The sequence below is a fragment of the Shimia sp. R10_1 genome (assembly GCF_017744095.1).
Lineage (GTDB): Bacteria > Pseudomonadota > Alphaproteobacteria > Rhodobacterales > Rhodobacteraceae > Shimia.
Window position 1 is genome coordinate 55,304 of the sequence record NZ_JAGHQX010000007.1, and the last position, 19,026, is coordinate 74,329.

Here is a 19,026-nt window from a genome sequence, read left to right on the forward strand (position 1 = left end):
ACAATGACGCCAAGAGAGCAGATTGAGCGCCTTGCGGCCCAGATGGGCGAAAGCATCATTGGTCAGCGTGATGTGATCGACCGGTTGTTGATTGGCCTTTTGGCAAACGGCAACCTGTTGCTGGAAGGCCTGCCGGGGCTTGCAAAAACGCGCGCGGTGAAAGCCTTGGCGAAGAACCTGGAGTGTGACTATGCACGCATCCAGTTCACACCAGACCTGTTGCCGGCGGATGTGACCGGCACGGAGATGTATTTCCAAAGCGAAGGCGGCGGCCAATTCAAATTCCAGCCGGGTCCGATTTTTGCCAATCTGGTGCTGGCGGATGAGATCAACCGGGCGCCTGCAAAAGTGCAGGCGGCCTTGCTTGAGGCGATGGAAGAACGACAGGTGACAGTTGCGGGGACAACCCACAAGATGGCACCGCTGTTTATGGTTCTGGCGACGCAAAACCCGGTGGAGCAGGAAGGCACCTATCCGCTGCCTGAGGCGCAGATGGACCGGTTTCTGATGCATGTGCGGATTGACTATCCCCCGCTTGAGGATGAGGTGAAGGTGATCCGGCTGGTGCGCGCCGAAGAGCAGGCGGCGCTGGCTGATACCCAGTCTGAAAAGACATCCAATGCGGATGCACCGATGTCGCAAGAGGTGGTTTTTGCAGCGCGTCGCGAGATTGCGACGCTGCATTGTGCCGAGGCGATGGAAACCTATATGGCGACCATCGTGCAGGCCACACGGACGCCGGCAGACTTTGATGGCGACCTTGCCAAATGGATCGACATCGGCGCGAGCCCGCGTGCGTCGCTGGCGCTTGATCGGTGCGCGCGGGTGCATGCATGGCTGGCCGGGCGCGATTATGTCGACCCGGAAGATGTGCGCGCGATTGCACCTGACGTGCTACGCCACCGTTTGGCGCTGAGCTATGAAGCGCAAGGCAGCGGTGTCTCTGCTGATCAGGTGAGCGCGCGCGTTTTGTCTGTGGTGGCTTTGCCATGAGCTGGGACGTCTGACCATGAGCCGCCGCGCCAGCATATCGCGCATGGGGCTATCAGCGGCCAGTGTTGAGGCGACGGATGACTGGGATTTGCGGGTGCATGTGACGCTGCCGCATTTGCAGAGTTTTCGGGCCGCCGCACGGGCCATATCTTTCTTGCCGCACCAGCCTGCACGCTCTGCGTTGCAGGGCAGACACCGTGCGCGGATACGCGGGCGGGGTCTCGATTTTGAAGAGCTGCGCAACTATTTGCCCGGTGATGATGTGCGGGCGATCGACTGGAAAGTCACCGCGCGATCCGGCGCGCCTTATGTGCGGGTCTATAACGAGGAGCGCGACCGACCGACTCTGATCGTGGTGGATCAGCGCATGTCGATGTTCTTTGGCACGGTGCAAAACACCAAATCGGTCACTGCGGCTGAAACAGCGGCGATTGTGGCGCATCGCGTGATTGATCAGGGCGACCGGCTGGGCGGTATTGTTTTTGGCGATCAGGCGGTTGAAGAGTTGCGCCCCGGACGTGGCGCAACGGCATTGACCCGCTTCTTGAGTGTTTTGACACAGGCCAATCAGCGGCTGCATGCGGATGCTGCCAAAGTGAAACCGATGGCGATGAATGCGGTGCTGCGCGCGGTGTCTCGGTTGGCCACGCGGGATCATTTGGTGATCGTGATCAGCGATTTTGACGCGGCAGATGCGGAAACAGAGCGCCATATGGGCGCGATTGCGCAGCACAATGATGTTGTGTTGGCTTTGGTGACAGACCCCACCGCTGAGAGTTTGCCAGAACAGGGCGCGGTGACGGGAACGGACGGTCAGCAGCAGGCGCGGCTTGATATGGCGGCAGAGGGCGTGCGGGCAGGGGTTTTGTCTGTGGCTGCGGATCGTACAGACCTCGTGATGGGTTGGCAGAAGAAGATGAAACTGTCCGTTCTGCCACTGACCACTGCACAGGACACGCTGCCGCAGATTGTGGCCCTGATGGGAGGCGCGCGGCGATGAGTGAGACCGCAGCTGAGACCCCAACCGAGACCTCTGAGGCGCAGGCCGACAGTCTTGTCGGGCTGATCAATCAGCTGGCAGAGGTGCCAGAGCCTGAGGCGGTTTCGATGATGCCGCAAACGGTGGGATGGGCCGTATTGGCTGGGATGCTCTTACTGGTGCTGATGGCGTGGGTCTGGCGCATCTGGAAGCGCTATCAGGCCAATGCCTACCGCCGCGAGGCGCTCGTTGCCCTGGAACAGGTTTCTGAAGATGCGGCAGCGATTTCGGCGCTTTTGAAACGCACTGCGTTGACCGCTTATGGCCGCAGCCGTGTGGCCGCGCTCAGCGGTGAGCGCTGGCTGGCGTTTCTGGACGCAACGATAGGGACCAGCGAACCGGCGTTTTCAAACGGGGCGGGGCATGTGCTGGCGCAGGCGGCTTATCGGCCGGAGCCGGTGCCTGCAGGGCCGGACTTGCAGGATTTGGCGCGGTGGTGGATCAAACACCACCCGAGTGCCTCCGATCTGGAGGGGCGCGATGTTTGAGCTGACCCATCCATTTGTACTGTTGTTGTGGCCGCTACCGGTTTTGGTGCGTTGGCTGCTGCCTGCCTATCATCAGCGCGAATCTGCTGTGCGTTTGCCCTTCTTTGAAGCATTGGCAGAGGCGGCGGGCGTTTCGCTGCGCGAGGGGGCAATGGTGGTGGCGCACAAACGTTGGGCGCTGGTGGCGGGCTTTGTGATCTGGAGCCTTGTGGTGGCGGCGTTGAGTGGGCCGATGCGGCTGGGACCGCCGCAGGAGATCACCAAGGCAACACGCGATGTGATCCTTGCGATCGATATTTCCGGCTCCATGGACACTGTCGATTTTCCGGGGGCTGATGGCGACGCGCAACAAAGGTTTGCCGCGGTGCAGGATGTGGTTGGCGCCTTTTTGCAGGGCCGCGAGGGCGACCGGGTGGCGTTGATTGTGTTTGGCTCGCGCGCTTATGTGCAGGCGCCACTGACCGAGGATCTCGCAACTGTTGGGGCCATGCTTGGCCAAACAGAGGTGGGTATGGCTGGGCCGCATACTGCGCTTGGGGATGCGATTGGTTTGGCGATCCGCACCTTTGAAGCCAGCGAAATCGACGAGCGTCTGTTGATTTTACTGTCTGACGGCAATGACACCGCGAGCCGGATGAGCCCTGTGAATGCGGCTGAGATTGCCAAGGACAACGGCGTGACCATGTTTGCAGTTGGCGTCGGGGACCCTGAGGCCAGCGGTGAAGATCAGCTGGATATGGGGCAGCTTTCTGATCTGGCAGAGCGCACGGGCGGGCAGGCGTTTTTTGCCGCTGATGCGGAAGCGCTCGATCAGATCTACGCGGAGATTGACAGTCTGACACCCCGCGAAGAAGACAGCATCAGCTGGCGACAGAAAGAGCCGTTGGGGCACTACTTGTTGCTTGCGGCGGTCTTTGTCGGGCTGATCCTGTTGTTTTCGGCAGCGATGCGCATGCCACGGAGGGACGCGGCATGAGCGAGTCTGTGTTCTGGGTCTATGTTGAGGCGTTCCACTTTTTGCGTATCTGGGTGTTTGCTGCGGCTGTGCCTGTGCTTTGGATCTGGTGGCAGATGCGGCGCAGGCAGGGCGCGCAGGCCAGTGAGACGGATTGGATCGCACCGCATTTGGTGCAGGCGTTGACCGTGCCGGGGACCGCCCGCAAAGGTGTGCAGCCGATTGACGTGATTGCGCTGGTGATGCTCTTGTTGATTGCCGCCGCCGCAGGGCCAAGCTGGACACGTGCGCCTGCGCCGTTTGCGGCACAAACCGCGCCTTTGGTGATCGCGTTGCAGGTGTCGCCCTCGATGGAGGCCACCGATGTGGCCCCGGATCGGCTGGAACGCGCAAAGCAGAAGGCGCGGGATTTGCTGGAGTTGCGTGCAGGCGCACGTACGGCGCTTGTGGCCTTTGGCGGCAGTGCGCATGTTGTGGTGCCGATGAGCGAAGATCCCAGCGTGATGCAGCCGTATCTGGAGGGGTTGCGGCCTGATGTGATGCCCATTGAAGGGCAGGATGTGGGCGCAGGCTTTGATGTGGCGCGCACCCTGCTGGCGCGGGAGGCCGCTGCCGGTGGCGTGGTCTTTTTGCTCGATGATTTGTCTGCGGCAGATGCGACCGCTCTGGAAACCGCATGGCGCGATGGTGGTGCGGCGGAGGGCGCAGAGGAGGATGAAGAGGCGGCGATTGCGCAGGCCTCTGTTGCCTCGATGAGCTTTCTCTATTTGTTGCCGGATGGCAGTGCGCTTCCTGCAGGACCGGAGGGCAGCTTTTCGCAAGCGGTCACGGCTGATGGGCGCGATGTAGCTGCGATTGAGCGCTCTTTGGCCTCAGCCTATCAGCGTGCGCAGTTGAGTGACGCAGCGCAGCCTTGGGAAGATCGCGGCGCATGGTTTGCCTGGCCCGCAGCACTGTTGCTGCTCATTTGGTTCCGGCGTGGCATGGCTGTGCGTTGGGCGGCACAATTGGCCGTGGCGCTCTGGTTTGTGCTGCCTGCAACCGAAGCACAGGCCGAAGGCTGGCGTGACTGGTTTTTGACTGCAGATCAGCAGGGCTGGATCGCCTATCAGCGCAAGGACTACGAAACGGCGGCCGCGCGGTTTGAAGACCCTTATTTGCGCGGTGTCGCGCTTTATCGTGATGGGCAATATGAAACGGCGGCGCAGGAAATGGCGCGAATTGAAACGGCGGATGCTGCCTTTATCGAAGGCATGTCGCAGTTGAAATCACGTGGCTATCGGGATGGGGTGCGCGCCTTTGAGAGGGCGTTGGCGATTGATCCCAACCACGCTGGTGCGCAGCAAAACCTGCCCATCGCCAAAGACATTGTGACCTATGTGGAGACCACACGCGCGCAATCAGACACTGGCGAAGAGTCGGGTATCGGCGCCGATGACACGGTGTTTGACAATGAAAGCGGGCAGGGCGCGGAGACCCAGATAGAAGCCTCTGAGGAAGAGGCCGCTGGCGGTCATCTGTCTGCCGAACAATGGATGCGCACCGTAGACACGCGCACCGAAGACTTTTTGCGACAGCGGTTTCGTTTGGAAGCCGCTCAGCCAACTGGAGATTAAGGCACGTGCGGTTTGTTTTGAACGTTTTGAGTGTTTGGCTGATATGGGCAGGGCTTGCACTGGCACAGGATGCGCCAAAACTGGACGTGGTCTTTGAGGAGACGGAAACGATACCGGGGCAGCCCCTCACGCTGAGGTTAACAGTTTTGGTGCCGACCTTCATGCCGGAGCCACCGGTTTGGCCCGATCTGGAAAGCCCCAATCTGATGGTGCGTTTGCCAGAAAAAGCAAGCTCGCCAACGAGCAAGTCTGTGAACGGTGAGACATGGTCAGGGATTTCGCGGCGCTATCAGATCACACCGATGGTGCCGGGCAGTTTTGTGATTGCGCCGGGCGTTGTGCGGGTGACCTATCAGGGCGATGCCGGCGGCGTACAGCAGGCGGAATTGCCCGTACCGGAGATTTCCGTGGTTGGCGTGCTGCCGGAAGGGGCCGAAGGGCTTGATCCCTTCCTTGCTGCGCAGTCGCTGACTTTGTCGCAAAATATCGAAGGGGAAGCGGAGGGCCTTGCGGCAGGTGGGAGCCTGACCCGCGTTGTGCAGGCCGAGATCAAAGGTGTTTCCCCGTTGTTCATACCACCGCTTACGCCGGAACAGGCGCCAGATGGTTTGCGTGCCTATCCTGAAAGCCCTGTCGTTGAAGAGAAAGACGATCGTGGGATCCTTTCGGGCACGCGCTCTGAAAAGACTGTTTATGTTGCGGAAGCTGCCGTTGATGGCGCGCTGCCAGCGATGACGTTGAAGTGGTACAATTTGAAGACCAAGAGCGTGGAGGAGACGACTTTGCCGGAGGTGGCTGTCCATGCGGACGCGCCTGCAGCCGGAGGGCTGTTGCCCGGTGCTGACACGCGGTCAGGTTTGGATCTGCGGCTGATTGGTGTTGGGGCGGTGCTCCTGCTTGGGCTGCTGGGCGCTTGGAGCGTACGCGGGCGGATACTGCGCGGCCTTTGGCGGTTGCAAAGCCAGTGGCGCGCCAGTGAAATATATGCATGGCGCGCAGTAAAAGACTCTGTGCGCCGCCATGATTTGAGCGGATCACGCACGGCGTTTTCTGTTTGGCGAGACCGTATGAATGGATACGCGGTGCCCCAGGAGGATGCGGTTGAAGACGCATTTCTGGCGCTTGGCAGCGGGTTGTTTGGCACGCAGACTGCAGCAGACCAACCTGCGCACTGGCGTGAGCTAAATGCGGCGTTGAAAGACCTGCGGCGCGCGTTGCATAAGGGACGTCGTGTGAGACACCTAGCTTTGGCAGCACTCAATCCGGTGTCTGCAGCCAGGAAATAAAGGGAGCGACATGGCCCATTTTTTGCAGGCGTTTCTCGCCTTGCGCACGCCTGCGGGTGCGATATTCGGCTTTGTTGCTCTTGTGTCTCTGGCACTGGCAACGGGAGCAGCGGCGCAGACTGCCAATGCCTCCGAACAGGCAGACGCCGCATATGCACCCGCCTATGTTGGGTCAGAGACCTGTGTTTCTTGTCACGAAGGAGAGACTGATGCTTGGCGGGCCTCTCACCATGCCCAAGCCTGGCGCATGCCCAGCGACGCGGTGCTGATCGGAGCCTTTCAAGGGGAAGTCTTTGAACATGATGGGATGTGGGCGCAGTTTGACACCCTAGAGGGTGCGCGCACGGTTACAGTGCGCGAAAAAGACGGTGTGGAGACGGTTTACACACTGCACTCTGTGGGGGGGACGTTCCCCCTGCAGCATCTGATTTTGGAAACGGGGCTTGGCCGTCTGCAAAGTTTCGATGTGGTTTGGGATGTGCAGGAAAAGCGGTGGTTCCACCTCTATCCTGAGCAGGATTTGCCGCCGCAAGATGCCTATCACTGGTCTGGGGCTTACAAGAACTGGAACGCGCGCTGTGCGGAGTGTCATGCCACGGGTTTTGAGAAAAACTATGATTTTCAGCGCAAGCGCTATGCCTCAACACAGGTGGAAATCGGTGTGGGCTGTGAAGCCTGTCACGGGCCGGGGCAGGCACATCTGGATTTGGTCGCAGGTCAGCCTGAGGTGCATTATCAAGTTGCTTTGACCGACTGGGGATTTTCAGCGGATATGTCTGAGCCGCAGGCGGCCATGGAGCAATGTGCAGGGTGCCATGCGCGCCGGGAAGCTTTTGGTGACGGCAATCCGTTGCCCGGAACGGCATTTGCCGATGCTTATAATTTGGCGATGCTGCGCCCCGGCCAGTATCATGCCGACGGGCAGATCCTGGATGAGGTTTATGTCTATGGCTCTTTCCTGCAATCCAAAATGCATCAGCAGGGCGTGACGTGCGCAAATTGCCATACCCCACATAGCGCAGAGTTGCTGGCGGAGGGGGATGCGATCTGTACGCAGTGCCATTCAGAAGCGGGGAACCCGGATTTTCCAACCTTGAACCTGACGGACTACCAATCGCCTGCGCACACCCATCACGCGGAGGGCAGCGAAGGGGCGCAATGTGTAAACTGCCACATGACGGATCAGGTCTACATGGGCAATGATTGGCGTCGAGATCACAATTTCCGTGTCCCAAGGCCGGATGTGTCCGCGCGGCTGGATACGCCGGATGCCTGCACGCGCTGTCATAGCGATCAATCTGCGGAGTGGGCCGCCGATCAGGTGGCAGGCTGGTTCCCAAATGGGCGCTGGACCGAGCCCCACTATGGCGATGTCTTGGCGCGTGGCCGGGCCAACCCGCAGGCCGCAGCTGCGGATTTGCTGGCGTTGGCGCAGGATGACAGTCAGGCTGATCTGGTGCGGGCCAGTGCACTGTGGCTGCTGGGGCCAGGTGCGACCAGCTTGAACCTGCAGGAAATCGGTGCCTTTTTGGAAGACGAAGACCCACAGGTGCGTGTTGGCGCGCTTCAAGCGCTCAGATCGCGCGCGGCGGTGGCGGCGGCGCCTTACTTGATAAAGGGATTGCAAGATGATGTGCGGGCGGTGCGGATCGCGGCGGCACGTGCCATCATGAGCCAGCCCGCACATCGCTTGCCAGAGAGTTTGCGTGGCTACATGCGCCAAGCGTTTCAGACTTTTGGCGGCATGGTGCGCAATCAAATGGATTTTGCAGAGGCGCATTTGCAGATGGCAGGCTATGCGATGGTTGCTGGCGACACGCGATCCGCGGCGGGTGCATTGACGGAAGCGGTGCGCATTAATCCGCAAAACGTGCAAGCCTGGGCGACTTTGGTGCGGCTGACCGCAGAGCTGCGCGGGCGCGCTGCGGCCAAAGACACGCTTGAGCGGGCTTTGGCGCTCAATCCCGGTGACCTGACCTTGCTGTCTTTGGAGCGCCAATTCTGAGTGCTTTTTTGCCTTTCACGGTGAAACAGCAAAAATCTCCGGGTTTTCAGATTGTTAATTCTGTGCTCCCATTGTTTCAGAAGCCCCGGATGATTATCAATATCGTCTAACGGACGGGAGGGCATTTATGCGCGACGGCACAGTGCTGGCGATCATCGCCATTTTACCATTTCTGGGCGCCTTGGTGCCCGGGGTGATGATCCGGGCGGGGCGCAATGCGTGTGCCACTTTTGCCGCGGTACCAACCGCGCTTGCGCTCCTATTGTTGCTGACACAGGCGCCTGCTGTGATGCGTGGCGAGGTACTGACCACATCGTTTGAGTGGTTTCCGCAAGTTGGCTTGTCGGTGTCATTCTTCCTGGATGGGCTTGGACTGCTGTTTGGGATGATGATCCTTGGCGTGGGGCTGTTGATCACGCTTTATGCGCGGTTTTACCTGTCTGGCGACGATCCGATGGGGCAGTTTTATACCTACCTTTTGTTGTTTCAGGGGGCGATGCTCGGCATTGTGCTGTCTGACAACATATTGCTTTTGCTCGTTTTCTGGGAGCTCACCAGCCTCTCCTCATTCCTGTTGATCGGCTATTGGAAACATCTGCCAGAAGGCCGGCAAGGCGCGCGGATGGCGTTGACCGTGACAGGGGCCGGGGGGCTTGCGATGATCGGCGGGATGCTGATCCTTGGCAATATCGTGGGCAGCTACAACCTGACCGACATTCTGGCGCAGGGGGATGTGATCAAGGAGAGCGAATGGTATCTGCCAGCGTTGATCCTGATCCTGATCGGCGCTTTTACAAAATCAGCGCAATTCCCGTTTCACTTCTGGCTGCCGCACGCGATGGCCGCCCCAACCCCGGTATCGGCTTATCTGCATAGCGCGACGATGGTGAAAGCCGGGGTGTTCTTGATGGCGCGGATGTGGCCGGCGCTGGCGGGTACGGAAGCTTGGTTCTATCTCGTGGCGACCACAGGGTTGATCACCATGGTGCTTGGCGCACTGATTGCGCTGTTCAAAGACGATCTGAAGGCGCTGCTGGCGTTTTCCACAGTCAGTCACCTTGGACTGCTGACCATGCTGTTGGGGTTTGGCACCAAGGCGGCGGCAGTTGCGGCGGTGTTTCACATCATCAACCACCTCACATTCAAAGCCGCGCTGTTCATGACAGCAGGTATTGTCGATCACGAAGCCCATACGCGTGACATCAAACGCTTGGGTGGTCTCGCCAAGCTCATGCCGATCACTGCCACCATCGGCACGATCACAGCCTTGTCTATGGCTGGGTTGATCCCACTGAATGGCTTTATCTCCAAGGAGATGATGCTGGAGGAAGCGGCGCACACCAAGTGGTTTGAAAACCCCTGGATTGTGCCTGCACTGGCCACGCTTGGGGCTTGCCTGTCGGTGGCCTATTCGTTCCGCTTTGTCTTTCACGTTTTTGCTGGTCCGGTGCGCGATGACTATCCAGCCAAGCCGCATGATCCGCCCTTTGGGCTCTATGCCTCTCCTGCGCTGTTGACCATTTTGGTGGTGGCTTTCGGCCTGATGCCACATCTGGCAGAGCCGCTGGTGCGCGTGGCGAGTGATGCGGTTGTGGGGTATGAGACCAAAGCCTATCTCAAGCTGTGGCATGGGGTGACCCCGGCGCTGTACATGTCTGGTATCGCCTTTGTGGTGGGGGCAATCCTGCTGTATCTTCATGGCGGGCTTGAACGGATGTGGAATGCGTTGCCGCGCCCTGAGGCCAAGGTGATTTTTGATCGCTTGGTGACTGGGGCGGTGCGCAGTGCAGAGGCGGTGATCTTCACATTGCACAATGGGATCATGAGCCGCTACCTCGCGATATTGATCGTGGTGACGCTTGCCGTGGGCTATTTTGCGTTTTCCACGGCCGATATGTTGCCCCCGACACGAGAGATGCTGCCGGTGCCGCCTTTTGTTTTTGTGGTGTGGTTTGGCCTTTTGGTGGCAACGGTGCTGGTGGTGACTCAGCATCACAACCGTTTCCGCGCGCTTGTGTTTATCTCTGTGATTGGGCTCAGCATCTCTGGCGGTTTTGTCTATCTGTCTGCACCGGACCTGGCGCTGACGCAGATTTCCGTGGAGACTGTGACGATCCTCCTGTTGCTGCTTGCGCTTTACTTCCTGCCAAAACACACCCCGCGCGACAGTAGTGATCTGAAACGCACGCGTGATGCGGTGATTGCGATTGCTGCGGGCGTGGGCGTGACGGCGCTTGCGATGGTTTTCCTGACCCGCGACTTCAGCTCGATTTCTGCCTATCACCTTGCCAACTCTTATGAGGGGGGCGGGGGCACCAATGTGGTCAATGTGATCTTGGTGGATTTCCGGGGCTACGATACCTACGGCGAGATCATCGTTCTGGGCATCGCGGGATTGATGATTTACGCAATGATGGATGCGTTGTTGCGCGGCCCTGCGGCGAAGCGGCTGCGTGACCGCGATTTCGCGCCGGACCGGTCCCGAGATCGCCACCCGTTGATGATGGTTGTGGCCACCCGCGCTTTGCTGCCGATTGCGATGATGGTTGGGATCTACTTCTTCTTGCGCGGGCACAACCAGCCTGGGGGGGGATTTATTGCTGGGCTTGTTGTGTCAATTGCCTTGCTGACCCAATATATGGCCTCTGGGTTTGCGTGGGCGCAACTGCGGCAGCGGGTGGAATATCACACCTTGATTGGCTGGGGCGTTTTGGTGGCTGGTCTCACGGGCGTCGGAGCGTGGCTTGCAGGCAAGCCTTTCCTGACAAGCGCCTATGGCTATCTGCATTTCCCGCCCATCGAAGAGTTTGAATGGGCCACGGCCATTGCCTTTGACCTTGGGGTGTTCCTTGCGGTGCTTGGGGCGGTGATGTTGATGCTCTACAGCTTGTCGCGGATTGCACGCTTTGCAGGTGAGACAGTGAACGTGGAGCCGATGGATTATGATCCATCAGCGGCCAACCAAGAGAAGTCGGACGAAAAAGCCGCGTCGCAGGAGGGGCAGTGACATGGAGATGATCGTTGCAAGCACCATTGGTGTTCTGACCGCAGGCGGTGTTTATCTTGTGCTGCGCATGCGTGCCTTTCCGGTGATCGTAGGGCTTGCATTGCTGTCGTATGCGGTGAACGTATTTCTGTTCTCGACCGGGCGACTGGCCACGGATGCGCCACCGATCCTGAACAAATATGGCGATGCCACTTACAGTGACCCGCTGCCCCAAGCGCTGGTCCTGACGGCGATTGTGATCAGCTTTGGCATGACGGCCGTTTTGGTGATGATCTCGATTGGGTCCTATTTGGAAGCCGACAACGATGAGATGGCGCTGATTGATGAAGAAGCGCCGCCTGATGCGGAGTTTGAAGCCGAAGCGCAGGCAGAGGAAGAGGCGGCACGTGCGCGCGCCAGCCTGAGCGAGGCGGATGCCGCGGACGAAGAAGCACTAAAGGGGCTTGGCGTATGAACCACTGGATTATTGCGCCTGTTATTCTGCCTGCACTGCTGGCGCCGATCATCGCCTTTGTGATGCGCCACGACATTGTGCTGGCCCGCGCGGCGTCCGCTTTGGGGGCTGTGGCGCTGGCGGCGATTGCCGTTGGGCTGACGATCTTGGCCATGGATGGCAGCACCCATGTGTATTATCTGGGCGACTGGCCTGCGCCTTTTGGCATTGTATTGGTGCTGGATCGGCTCTCTGCCATGATGGTTTTGCTCACCAGTATTCTGGCACTGGTGATGCTGTGGCATATGATGGCAACGGGCCGCGACCAACGGGGGCGGCATTTTCATGCGCTGTTCCAGTTTCAGCTTATGGGCGTTTGCGGTGCCTTCCTGACCGGTGATGCGTTCAACCTGTTTGTGTTCTTTGAAGTGCTGCTGATCGCCTCTTATGGGTTGATGATCCACGGTGGCGGACGTGTGCGAATGCGCGCCGGGCTGCAATATGTGGTGATGAACCTGGCCGGGTCGACGCTGTTCTTGTTTGCGCTCGGGGCGCTCTATGCTGCGACCGGCACGCTGAATATGGCGGATCTCGCAGAAAAAGTGCGGGCCATTCCGATGGAGGATGCCGCCTTGGTGCGTGTCGCGGCCGTGCTGTTGTTGATGGTTTTTGCCATCAAGGCGGCGCTGGTGCCTGTGCATTTCTGGCTGCCTGGCACCTACTCAAACGCGCCAGCACCTGTGGCTGCACTGTTTGCCATTATGACCAAAGTGGGCGCTTATGCGATCATCCGTGTCTATACGTTGATTTTTGGCCCGGATGTTGTGGCCATTGACGGGCTGATCACCACCCTGCTTGTGCCTGCGGCGACGCTTACTCTGGCGGTGGGTGCCCTTGGCGCACTGGCGGCGAAACGGTTTATGCCGATGCTGTCCTTTGCGGTGATCGGCTCCATGGGAACGCTGACCTTTGCAATTTCTGGCATGACTCCTGAGGCCATGTCAGCTGCACTGTACTATATGGTGCATTCAACCTTTGCCGCCGCAGCGCTCTTTTTGTTGGCAGACTTGGTGACGCGCCGCCGCGGCAATGACGCCCTGACGCCGCAGGTGGAGACAGAGAAACATGGTATTTTCTCCGCACTGTTCTTTGCAGGGGCCATCGCCATGACCGGTATGCCGCCATTGAGTGGGTTCTTTGGCAAGCTGTTGGTTCTGGATGCAGTGCGCGACACGGCTTGGATGACGGTGGCCTGGGTGGCCATTCTGGTAGGTTCTTTGATCACCATCGTTGGCTTTGCGCGGGCAGGCAGTATTTTGTTTTGGAAAGCCAGGCGCAATCCGAATGGGGATCCAGATGCGCAGTGGGTGGCCAGAAGTGACCGCTCCCCGTTGAATGCGCAGAAGCTCACATCGATCTTCACGATGTTGTTTATGATGGCCATGTTGGTGGCTGCGGCGCGACCGATCTCTGTGTATATGGATGCCGCTGCCGCTCAGATTTTTGACGTCACAAGTTATATTGAGGCAGTGCTGCGCCCTGCCGGGGAGGTTCTGAAATGATGAGCAGACTTCTACCGCACCCGTTTTTCAGCCTCACGCTCACTGTGGTTTGGCTGATGCTTGTCAATAAGGTGACTGTTGGGAATGTGCTTCTTGGTGGTTTCTTTGGCGTGGTTGTGCCGATGATCACCGCGCCTTATTGGCCGGGCCGTCCAACTGTGCGCAAACCAGTCCATGTTGCTGGCTACATGGCGATTGTGCTGTGTGATATTGTTGTCGCGAATTTTCAGGTGGCGGCAATCATTTTGTTCAAACGCAACAAGACGATACATTCCCAATGGGTGGAGGTGCCGCTGGATATCACTTCTCCTGAAGCGATTACGATTTTGGCTGGAACGATCACCATGACGCCGGGGACGGTCTCTGCCATGCTCAGTGCAGACAGTGCGAGTATTCTGGTGCATTGTTTGCATACCGATGACCCCGAAGCGGTGCGTGACCAGATCAAACACCGCTACGAGCGCCGATTGAAGGAGATTTTCCCATGATCACAATTGCGCTTCATTTTGCCTTCTTCTGTTTTGGTTTCGGCTTGCTTCTGTGTCTGTGGCGTATGGCGCGCGGCCCATCTGCTGCGGATCGTATTCTTGCCATGGACACCATGGTCATCAATTTGATCGCTTTGCTTGTCCTGTACGGTATCTTGCGCGGCACTGCGATTTACTATGAGGCGGCGATGCTTGTGGCGATGGTGGGGTTCGTTTCGACCGTTGCCTATTGTCGTTTTGTGTTGCGCGGCGACATCATCGAGTAGGGAGAGCGAGAGATGTTTGTGGAAGTTTTGATCTCTTTTTTTCTGGTCTTGGCAGGTGTCTTTGGACTTGTTGGCAGTTTTGGGCTCATCAAGTTACGCGACAGTATGCAGCGGCTACATGCCCCAACCAAGGCGACGACATTGGGCGTTGGGGGGGTGTTGATTGCGTCGATGCTCTATTTTCTTTTGGTCAAAGGCCAGTTGTCTTTCCATGAATTGCTGATCACGCTGTTTTTGTTCATTACGGCCCCAGTGGCCGCGCATTTCGTGGCTAAGGCTTACATTCAAGCATCGATGAAACCTAAGGACCTGCCAAAGTGTGACGGTCCTTATGGGTGGGCCGTATTTGATGATCCACCAAACGCCTTTGATCAGGACTGATTTGCTTTTGCTGCGTGCCTCTTCAGATCCCAGGTGGCGCGCAAGTTCTTATCGACGCCGAATTTTGCTTAGTGACGAGCTGCAAATTTTGCAGCACTTGCCGAAGCTGTAAGCGCATGTTTTAGTGCTATTGCTTTGTTTCGATCCTGTTTTCTGCACCAGCGAATTGGATCTCAAAATCCATATGGGAATATCATATGACTTTTTTTAAGTTCATGCGCATGGCAACCGTGGCTTTGCCTGTCTCTTTGGCTGCGTCCGCAACTCTTGCACAGGACGCCCCAGCCCCCAAGGTTTCTATCGCCGCTGCCTACACAGACGAATTGCTGGATGAAGCGATTTTCATCGGCAAGGGGGAGGCGATCGACAAGGTGGATTTGGTGGCCCGCGTGAGCGGATTTGTCGAAAAGATCCATGTGAAAGATGGGGATGTGGTCTCAGCGGGTGATCTGTTGTTTGAGATCGAGCCTGAGGTCTATGAGGCGACATTGGTTGCACGTCAGGCAGATCTGGCTCAGGCCGAGGCAAATTTGCGTCTGACTGAAGTGGAGCTGGTGCGTAAGACAGAGCTGTTTGAAAGAGATGTGGGCACCGAAGCCGATCGCGATGTTGCGCTGGCCAACAATGAGGTCGCAAAGGCGCAGGTGGAAATGGCGAAGGCTGCCATTGAACAGGCTCAGTTGGATGTGGACTACACCAAAGTGCATGCGCCATTTGATGGGCGCGTGGGCCGCGCATCTGTAAGTGTTGGTGAATTGGTTGGCACCGGCTCTGCCTCCCTGATCAATATTGTGCGCACAGCGCCAATTTACGCTGAGTTCTCCCTGTCGGAGAAGCAGTTGGTCAGTGTGATGGAGCAACATGACGCAACAGTCGATGAGCTTGCAAACGAAGGCAAAGCGCCAGACGTCCATGCGATCTTGCCGAATGGAGATGAGTTGGATGAAATCGGGCGGATTGTGTTTGCGGACAACCGCATTGATCCGACCACAGGTACAATCACACTGCGTGCTCAGTTTGATAACGCGCGCGGACTGTTGCTTGACGGAGCCTTTCTCAATCTTCGCATTTCCAGCGCGGAGCCTTCGCAGGTTCTGATGATCCCACAGGCCGCGGTGCAACGCGATCAGCGCGGCGACTTTGTTCTTGTGGTTGGCGAGCAGCAAACCGTGGAGCAGCGCTATGTGACGCTGGGCCGACAGGTTGAAGCAGCTGTGGTTGTCGAAGACGGTATGCGCGAAGGTGAAGCCGTGATTGTCGAAGGTCTGCAGCGTGTGCGCCCCGGTGTCGAGGTGGATGCGGTTCTGGCGGGCCAGCCGACAGAGGAGCAATAAGCCGTGTTCTCAACGATTTTCATTAAGCGCCCGAAAATGGCGTTTGTGATCTCTTTGGTCCTCACCATTATGGGGGCCATCGGATACAACGCGCTACCGGTTGAACAATTTCCTGATATTACGCCCCCTGTGGTGAACGTTTCAGCCACCTATACCGGGGCAAACTCCGAGACGGTGGAAAACACAGTGGCTGCGCCGATTGAGGCGCAGGTGAATGGTGTGGATGACATGATTTACATGTCGTCAGACAGCACCGATACGGGATCTTACAATCTCGCAATCACATTTGAAGTTGGGACAGACCCTGACATTGCATCTGTGAACGTGCAGAACCGCGTGGCGCAGGCGACTTCTCAGCTGCCGACTGAGGTGACTGACAGTGGGGTTGTGACGCAGAAGTCCTCCACCAACATGCTGTTGATTGTGACGCTGAGCTCGCCCAAGGGCACCTATGACGAGGTGTTCCTGTCCAACTACGCGTCGATCAATATCCGAGATGCACTGGCCCGCGTGAAAGGCGTTGGCCGTGCGGATGTGATGACAAACTTTGAGTATTCGATGCGGATGTGGATGGATCCAGACCGCATGGCGAGCCTTGGATTGACGCCCGGTGATCTGGTGGCCGCCATTCGGGAACAGAACCTTGAAGTGTCTGCCGGCCAGATTGGCACGCCCCCTATCAGAACCGGTCAACAGTTTCAGTACACGATCAAATCCAAGGGCCGTTTGACGACGGTCAAAGAGTTTGAAGACATTGTTCTGCGCACCGGTGAGGCAGGCAGTATTGTGCGCATCAAAGACGTTGCGCGGGTGGAGTTGGGCTCCAGCAACTACAATGCCTCTGGTCGCGCGGACGGCAACCCAGCAACCGTTTTGGCGATTTATCAGGCGCCTGGTGAAAACGCGCTGGCTGTCGCTGAAAAGGTGATTTCAGAGATGGATCGCCTGTCACGGGCCTTCCCCGATGATGTGACCTATGAAATTCCGTATGACAGCACGCTGTTTGTGGAACAGTCCCTCAATGACGTGGTGTCTACGCTGATCCTGACGTTCATTCTGGTGATTTCGGTTGTTTTCATCTTCCTCGGTAACCTACGGGCCACGGCGATCCCTGCGATTGCAATCCCCGTGTCTTTGATCGGTGCTTTTGCGTTCCTTCTGGCCTTTGGCATGTCGCTGAATACGATTTCGCTTTTTGCGCTGGTGTTGGCGATTGGGATCGTGGTGGATGACGCGATTGTGGTGGTTGAAAACGTCGAGCGTATCATCGCAGAGGAGGGCTTGCCCGCCGCAGAGGCCACGCGCAAAGCGATGGGGCAGATCACGGGACCAGTGATTGCCACGACGCTCGTACTGTTGGCGGTGTTTGTGCCTGTGACCTTTATGCCGGGCATAACCGGGCGTCTTTACACACAATTTGCGGTGACCATTTCCGTGGCGGTTGTGATCTCCTCGATCAACGCGCTGACACTGTCTCCGGCGTTGTGTGCCTTGATCCTGAAGCCACGCAATCCGGAGGGGCCCAAGGGGCTGCTTAAGGTCTTTGAACGAAGCGTGGATGGCGCGCGCAATGGCTATGTCGGTATCGTGCGGCGTTTGGTGCGCATACCACTGATCGCGATCGCTGTGCTGATTGGGCTCGGTCTGAGTTCGGGGACGCTGCTGAAATCCCTGCCCGCAGGCTTTATCCCGCTCGAAGACAACGGAACCCTATTTGTGGATATTCAGCTGCCTGACGCGGCTTCGCTTGAACGGACAGAAACAGTGGCGTCACGTCTCAATGAGAAGCTCATGGAGGTGCCTGGCGTGATTGGGTCTGTTCAGGTGAATGGATTCAGTTTGTTGACGGGCTCTGGCTCTAACGGTGCGATGATCATCCTCAATCTGGCGCCATGGGACGAACGGACCACTGCTGAACTGAGTGCAGATGGTATTTTGCAACAGGTCTATGGCATAGCCAACCAAGAGATCGCGGCCAGTGTGATTGCCTTCAACCCGCCACCCATTTCTGGCTTGGGCCTGAGTGCTGGCGTTGAGATGAAGGTGCAACAGACCGGGGGAGGCACAGCGCAGGATCTTGCTGCGGCTGTGGGCTCGATCGTCTATGCGGCCAATCAACGTGACGAGATGGCACAAAGCTATTCCACATTCCGGGCCAACGTGCCGAAGGTTTTCGTGGATCTAGACCGGGAGAAAGCCAAGTCCCTGAATGTCTCAATCTCTGATGTTTTCACCACTTTGCAGGGCTACATGGGCTCTATCTATGTGAACGATTTCAACCTTTTTGGTCGTGTGTATCGGGTGATGATTCAGGCAGATGGAGACTTCCGCACACAGGTTGAAGACATCAACGCGCTCTATGTGCGCTCTCAAACTGGCGAAATGGTACCTATGGGGACCCTTGTCACTGTGCGCAATGAGTTGGGGCCTGTCGCGCTCAATCGCTACAACATGTTCCGCGCAGCCACTGTGACCGGTGTGCCCAAAGAAGGGCTCTCAACCGGGGATGCCATCCGCGTTTTGGAAGAAGAGGCGGCAACAGCGCTGCCACCGGGGTACTCCTATGAGTGGACGGGGACCGCGCAACAGCAGCAGGCCGCAGGCGGTCTGGTGATCCTGATCCTGATCATGGCTGTTGTGTTTGGCTATCTCTTCCTTGTGGCTCAGTATGAAAGCTGGACCATGCCCGTTGGTATTCTGCTTTCCGTGACTGTGGCGCTGTTTGGTGCCTTGGCCGCGGTGGCTGTATCAGGTGGGGATGTGAACCTTTACACGCAGATCGGGATGATCATGCTGATCGGTATGGCGTCCAAAAACGCCATTCTGATCGTGGAGTTCGCGATGGAGCGCCGAGCCGCAGGACTGTCGATCCGCGAAGCAGCGATCGAAGCCGCAAGCCAGCGTTTCCGCGCTGTGATGATGACAGCCTTGTCGTTCCTGCTTGGCGTTGTGCCATTGCTGGCAGCGAGTGGTGCAGGCGCGGCGAGCCAGAAAGCGATCGGCGTCGCGGTGTTTGGCGGCATGCTCGCCGCTACGGTGATTGGTGTGATACTGGTGCCGATCCTCTATGTCCTGCTGCAGGGCACGCGCGAATGGATCAAAGGGTTTGGTAGAAAAGCTGAGCCCACAGATGCAGTCTAGCGCCTTGTGATATTTGTGAAAAAGGGCCGGAG

Annotated in this window: 14 protein-coding genes and 1 pseudogene; all 15 read left to right on the forward strand. The window is 57.9% G+C overall.

Annotated elements, in window-relative coordinates; translation table 11 throughout:
• Window positions 1–3 precede the first annotated feature (3 nt).
• The 15 genes and pseudogenes from J7413_RS14085 (at window position 4) to J7413_RS14155 (ending at window position 18,994) form a co-directional block, all read left to right on the forward strand.
• A complete protein-coding gene (locus J7413_RS14085) occupies window positions 4–993 on the forward strand; it encodes a MoxR family ATPase (RefSeq protein WP_209099257.1) in 990 nt (329 codons plus the stop codon).
• A gap of 16 nt (window positions 994–1,009) precedes the next feature.
• A complete protein-coding gene (locus tag J7413_RS14090; RefSeq protein ID WP_209099258.1) occupies window positions 1,010–1,993 on the forward strand; it encodes a DUF58 domain-containing protein in 984 nt (327 codons plus the stop codon).
• The gene (locus tag J7413_RS14095) at window positions 1,990–2,520 is read left to right on the forward strand and encodes a DUF4381 domain-containing protein (protein ID WP_209099259.1); all 531 of its coding nucleotides are present in this window, start codon (window positions 1,990–1,992) and stop codon (window positions 2,518–2,520) included. Before J7413_RS14090 ends, J7413_RS14095 begins: the two co-directional genes overlap by 4 nt.
• Window positions 2,513–3,496: a VWA domain-containing protein gene (locus J7413_RS14100; protein WP_209099260.1), complete on the forward strand. Its 984-nt coding sequence runs from the start codon at window positions 2,513–2,515 to the stop codon at window positions 3,494–3,496. The genes J7413_RS14095 and J7413_RS14100 overlap by 8 nt, the downstream gene beginning before the upstream one ends.
• Complete coding sequence (locus J7413_RS14105) at window positions 3,493–5,091, forward strand: VWA domain-containing protein (protein ID WP_209099268.1); 1,599 nt, start codon at window positions 3,493–3,495, stop codon at window positions 5,089–5,091. The genes J7413_RS14100 and J7413_RS14105 overlap by 4 nt, the downstream gene beginning before the upstream one ends.
• 5 nt (window positions 5,092–5,096) lie before the next feature.
• Window positions 5,097–6,377, forward strand: coding sequence for a BatD family protein (locus J7413_RS14110; RefSeq protein WP_209099269.1), 1,281 nt, complete (start codon window positions 5,097–5,099; stop codon window positions 6,375–6,377).
• Window positions 6,378–6,387: 10 nt separating this feature from the next.
• Entirely contained in the window at window positions 6,388–8,382 is a 1,995-nt protein-coding gene (locus tag J7413_RS14115) for a multiheme c-type cytochrome (protein WP_209099270.1), read from the forward strand.
• 127 nt (window positions 8,383–8,509) lie between these two features.
• Window positions 8,510–11,389 carry a monovalent cation/H+ antiporter subunit A gene (locus J7413_RS14120; RefSeq protein WP_209099271.1) on the forward strand — a complete coding sequence of 960 codons (2,880 nt, stop codon included), beginning with the start codon at window positions 8,510–8,512 and terminating at the stop codon, window positions 11,387–11,389.
• Between the two features lies 1 nt (window position 11,390).
• Window positions 11,391–11,717, forward strand: a pseudogene (locus J7413_RS14125) (Na+/H+ antiporter subunit C); the annotation flags it as partial.
• Window positions 11,718–11,839: 122 nt separating this feature from the next.
• Window positions 11,840–13,384 carry a monovalent cation/H+ antiporter subunit D gene (locus tag J7413_RS14130; RefSeq protein WP_209099275.1) on the forward strand — a complete coding sequence of 515 codons (1,545 nt, stop codon included), beginning with the start codon at window positions 11,840–11,842 and terminating at the stop codon, window positions 13,382–13,384.
• Window positions 13,381–13,872 (forward strand): Na+/H+ antiporter subunit E, encoded by a 492-nt coding sequence (locus J7413_RS14135; RefSeq protein WP_209099277.1) that lies wholly within the window; start codon window positions 13,381–13,383, stop codon window positions 13,870–13,872. Before J7413_RS14130 ends, J7413_RS14135 begins: the two co-directional genes overlap by 4 nt.
• On the forward strand, window positions 13,869–14,138 hold the full coding sequence (locus tag J7413_RS14140) for a K+/H+ antiporter subunit F (protein ID WP_209099279.1): 270 nt from the start codon (window positions 13,869–13,871) through the stop codon (window positions 14,136–14,138). The genes J7413_RS14135 and J7413_RS14140 overlap by 4 nt, the downstream gene beginning before the upstream one ends.
• Before the next feature lie 12 nt (window positions 14,139–14,150).
• The gene (locus tag J7413_RS14145; protein ID WP_209099281.1) at window positions 14,151–14,519 is read left to right on the forward strand and encodes a Na+/H+ antiporter subunit G; all 369 of its coding nucleotides are present in this window, start codon (window positions 14,151–14,153) and stop codon (window positions 14,517–14,519) included.
• A 197-nt stretch (window positions 14,520–14,716) separates the two neighbouring features.
• Complete coding sequence (locus J7413_RS14150) at window positions 14,717–15,853, forward strand: efflux RND transporter periplasmic adaptor subunit (RefSeq protein WP_209099283.1); 1,137 nt, start codon at window positions 14,717–14,719, stop codon at window positions 15,851–15,853.
• A 3-nt stretch (window positions 15,854–15,856) separates the two neighbouring features.
• Window positions 15,857–18,994: a multidrug efflux RND transporter permease subunit gene (locus J7413_RS14155; RefSeq protein ID WP_209099285.1), complete on the forward strand. Its 3,138-nt coding sequence runs from the start codon at window positions 15,857–15,859 to the stop codon at window positions 18,992–18,994.
• Window positions 18,995–19,026 lie beyond the last annotated feature (32 nt).

Coding starts and splice junctions, on each gene's coding strand:
- J7413_RS14120 (WP_209099271.1), top strand. CDS start 8,510: ATGCGCGACGGCACAGTGCTGGCGATCATCGCCATTTTACCATTTCTG.
- J7413_RS14140 (WP_209099279.1), top strand. CDS start 13,869: ATGATCACAATTGCGCTTCATTTTGCCTTCTTCTGTTTTGGTTTCGGC.
- J7413_RS14130 (WP_209099275.1), top strand. CDS start 11,840: ATGAACCACTGGATTATTGCGCCTGTTATTCTGCCTGCACTGCTGGCG.
- J7413_RS14095 (WP_209099259.1), top strand. CDS start 1,990: ATGAGTGAGACCGCAGCTGAGACCCCAACCGAGACCTCTGAGGCGCAG.
- J7413_RS14145 (WP_209099281.1), top strand. CDS start 14,151: ATGTTTGTGGAAGTTTTGATCTCTTTTTTTCTGGTCTTGGCAGGTGTC.
- J7413_RS14150 (WP_209099283.1), top strand. CDS start 14,717: ATGACTTTTTTTAAGTTCATGCGCATGGCAACCGTGGCTTTGCCTGTC.
- J7413_RS14085 (WP_209099257.1), top strand. CDS start 4: ATGACGCCAAGAGAGCAGATTGAGCGCCTTGCGGCCCAGATGGGCGAA.
- J7413_RS14105 (WP_209099268.1), top strand. CDS start 3,493: ATGAGCGAGTCTGTGTTCTGGGTCTATGTTGAGGCGTTCCACTTTTTG.
- J7413_RS14115 (WP_209099270.1), top strand. CDS start 6,388: ATGGCCCATTTTTTGCAGGCGTTTCTCGCCTTGCGCACGCCTGCGGGT.
- J7413_RS14100 (WP_209099260.1), top strand. CDS start 2,513: ATGTTTGAGCTGACCCATCCATTTGTACTGTTGTTGTGGCCGCTACCG.
- J7413_RS14090 (WP_209099258.1), top strand. CDS start 1,010: ATGAGCCGCCGCGCCAGCATATCGCGCATGGGGCTATCAGCGGCCAGT.
- J7413_RS14135 (WP_209099277.1), top strand. CDS start 13,381: ATGATGAGCAGACTTCTACCGCACCCGTTTTTCAGCCTCACGCTCACT.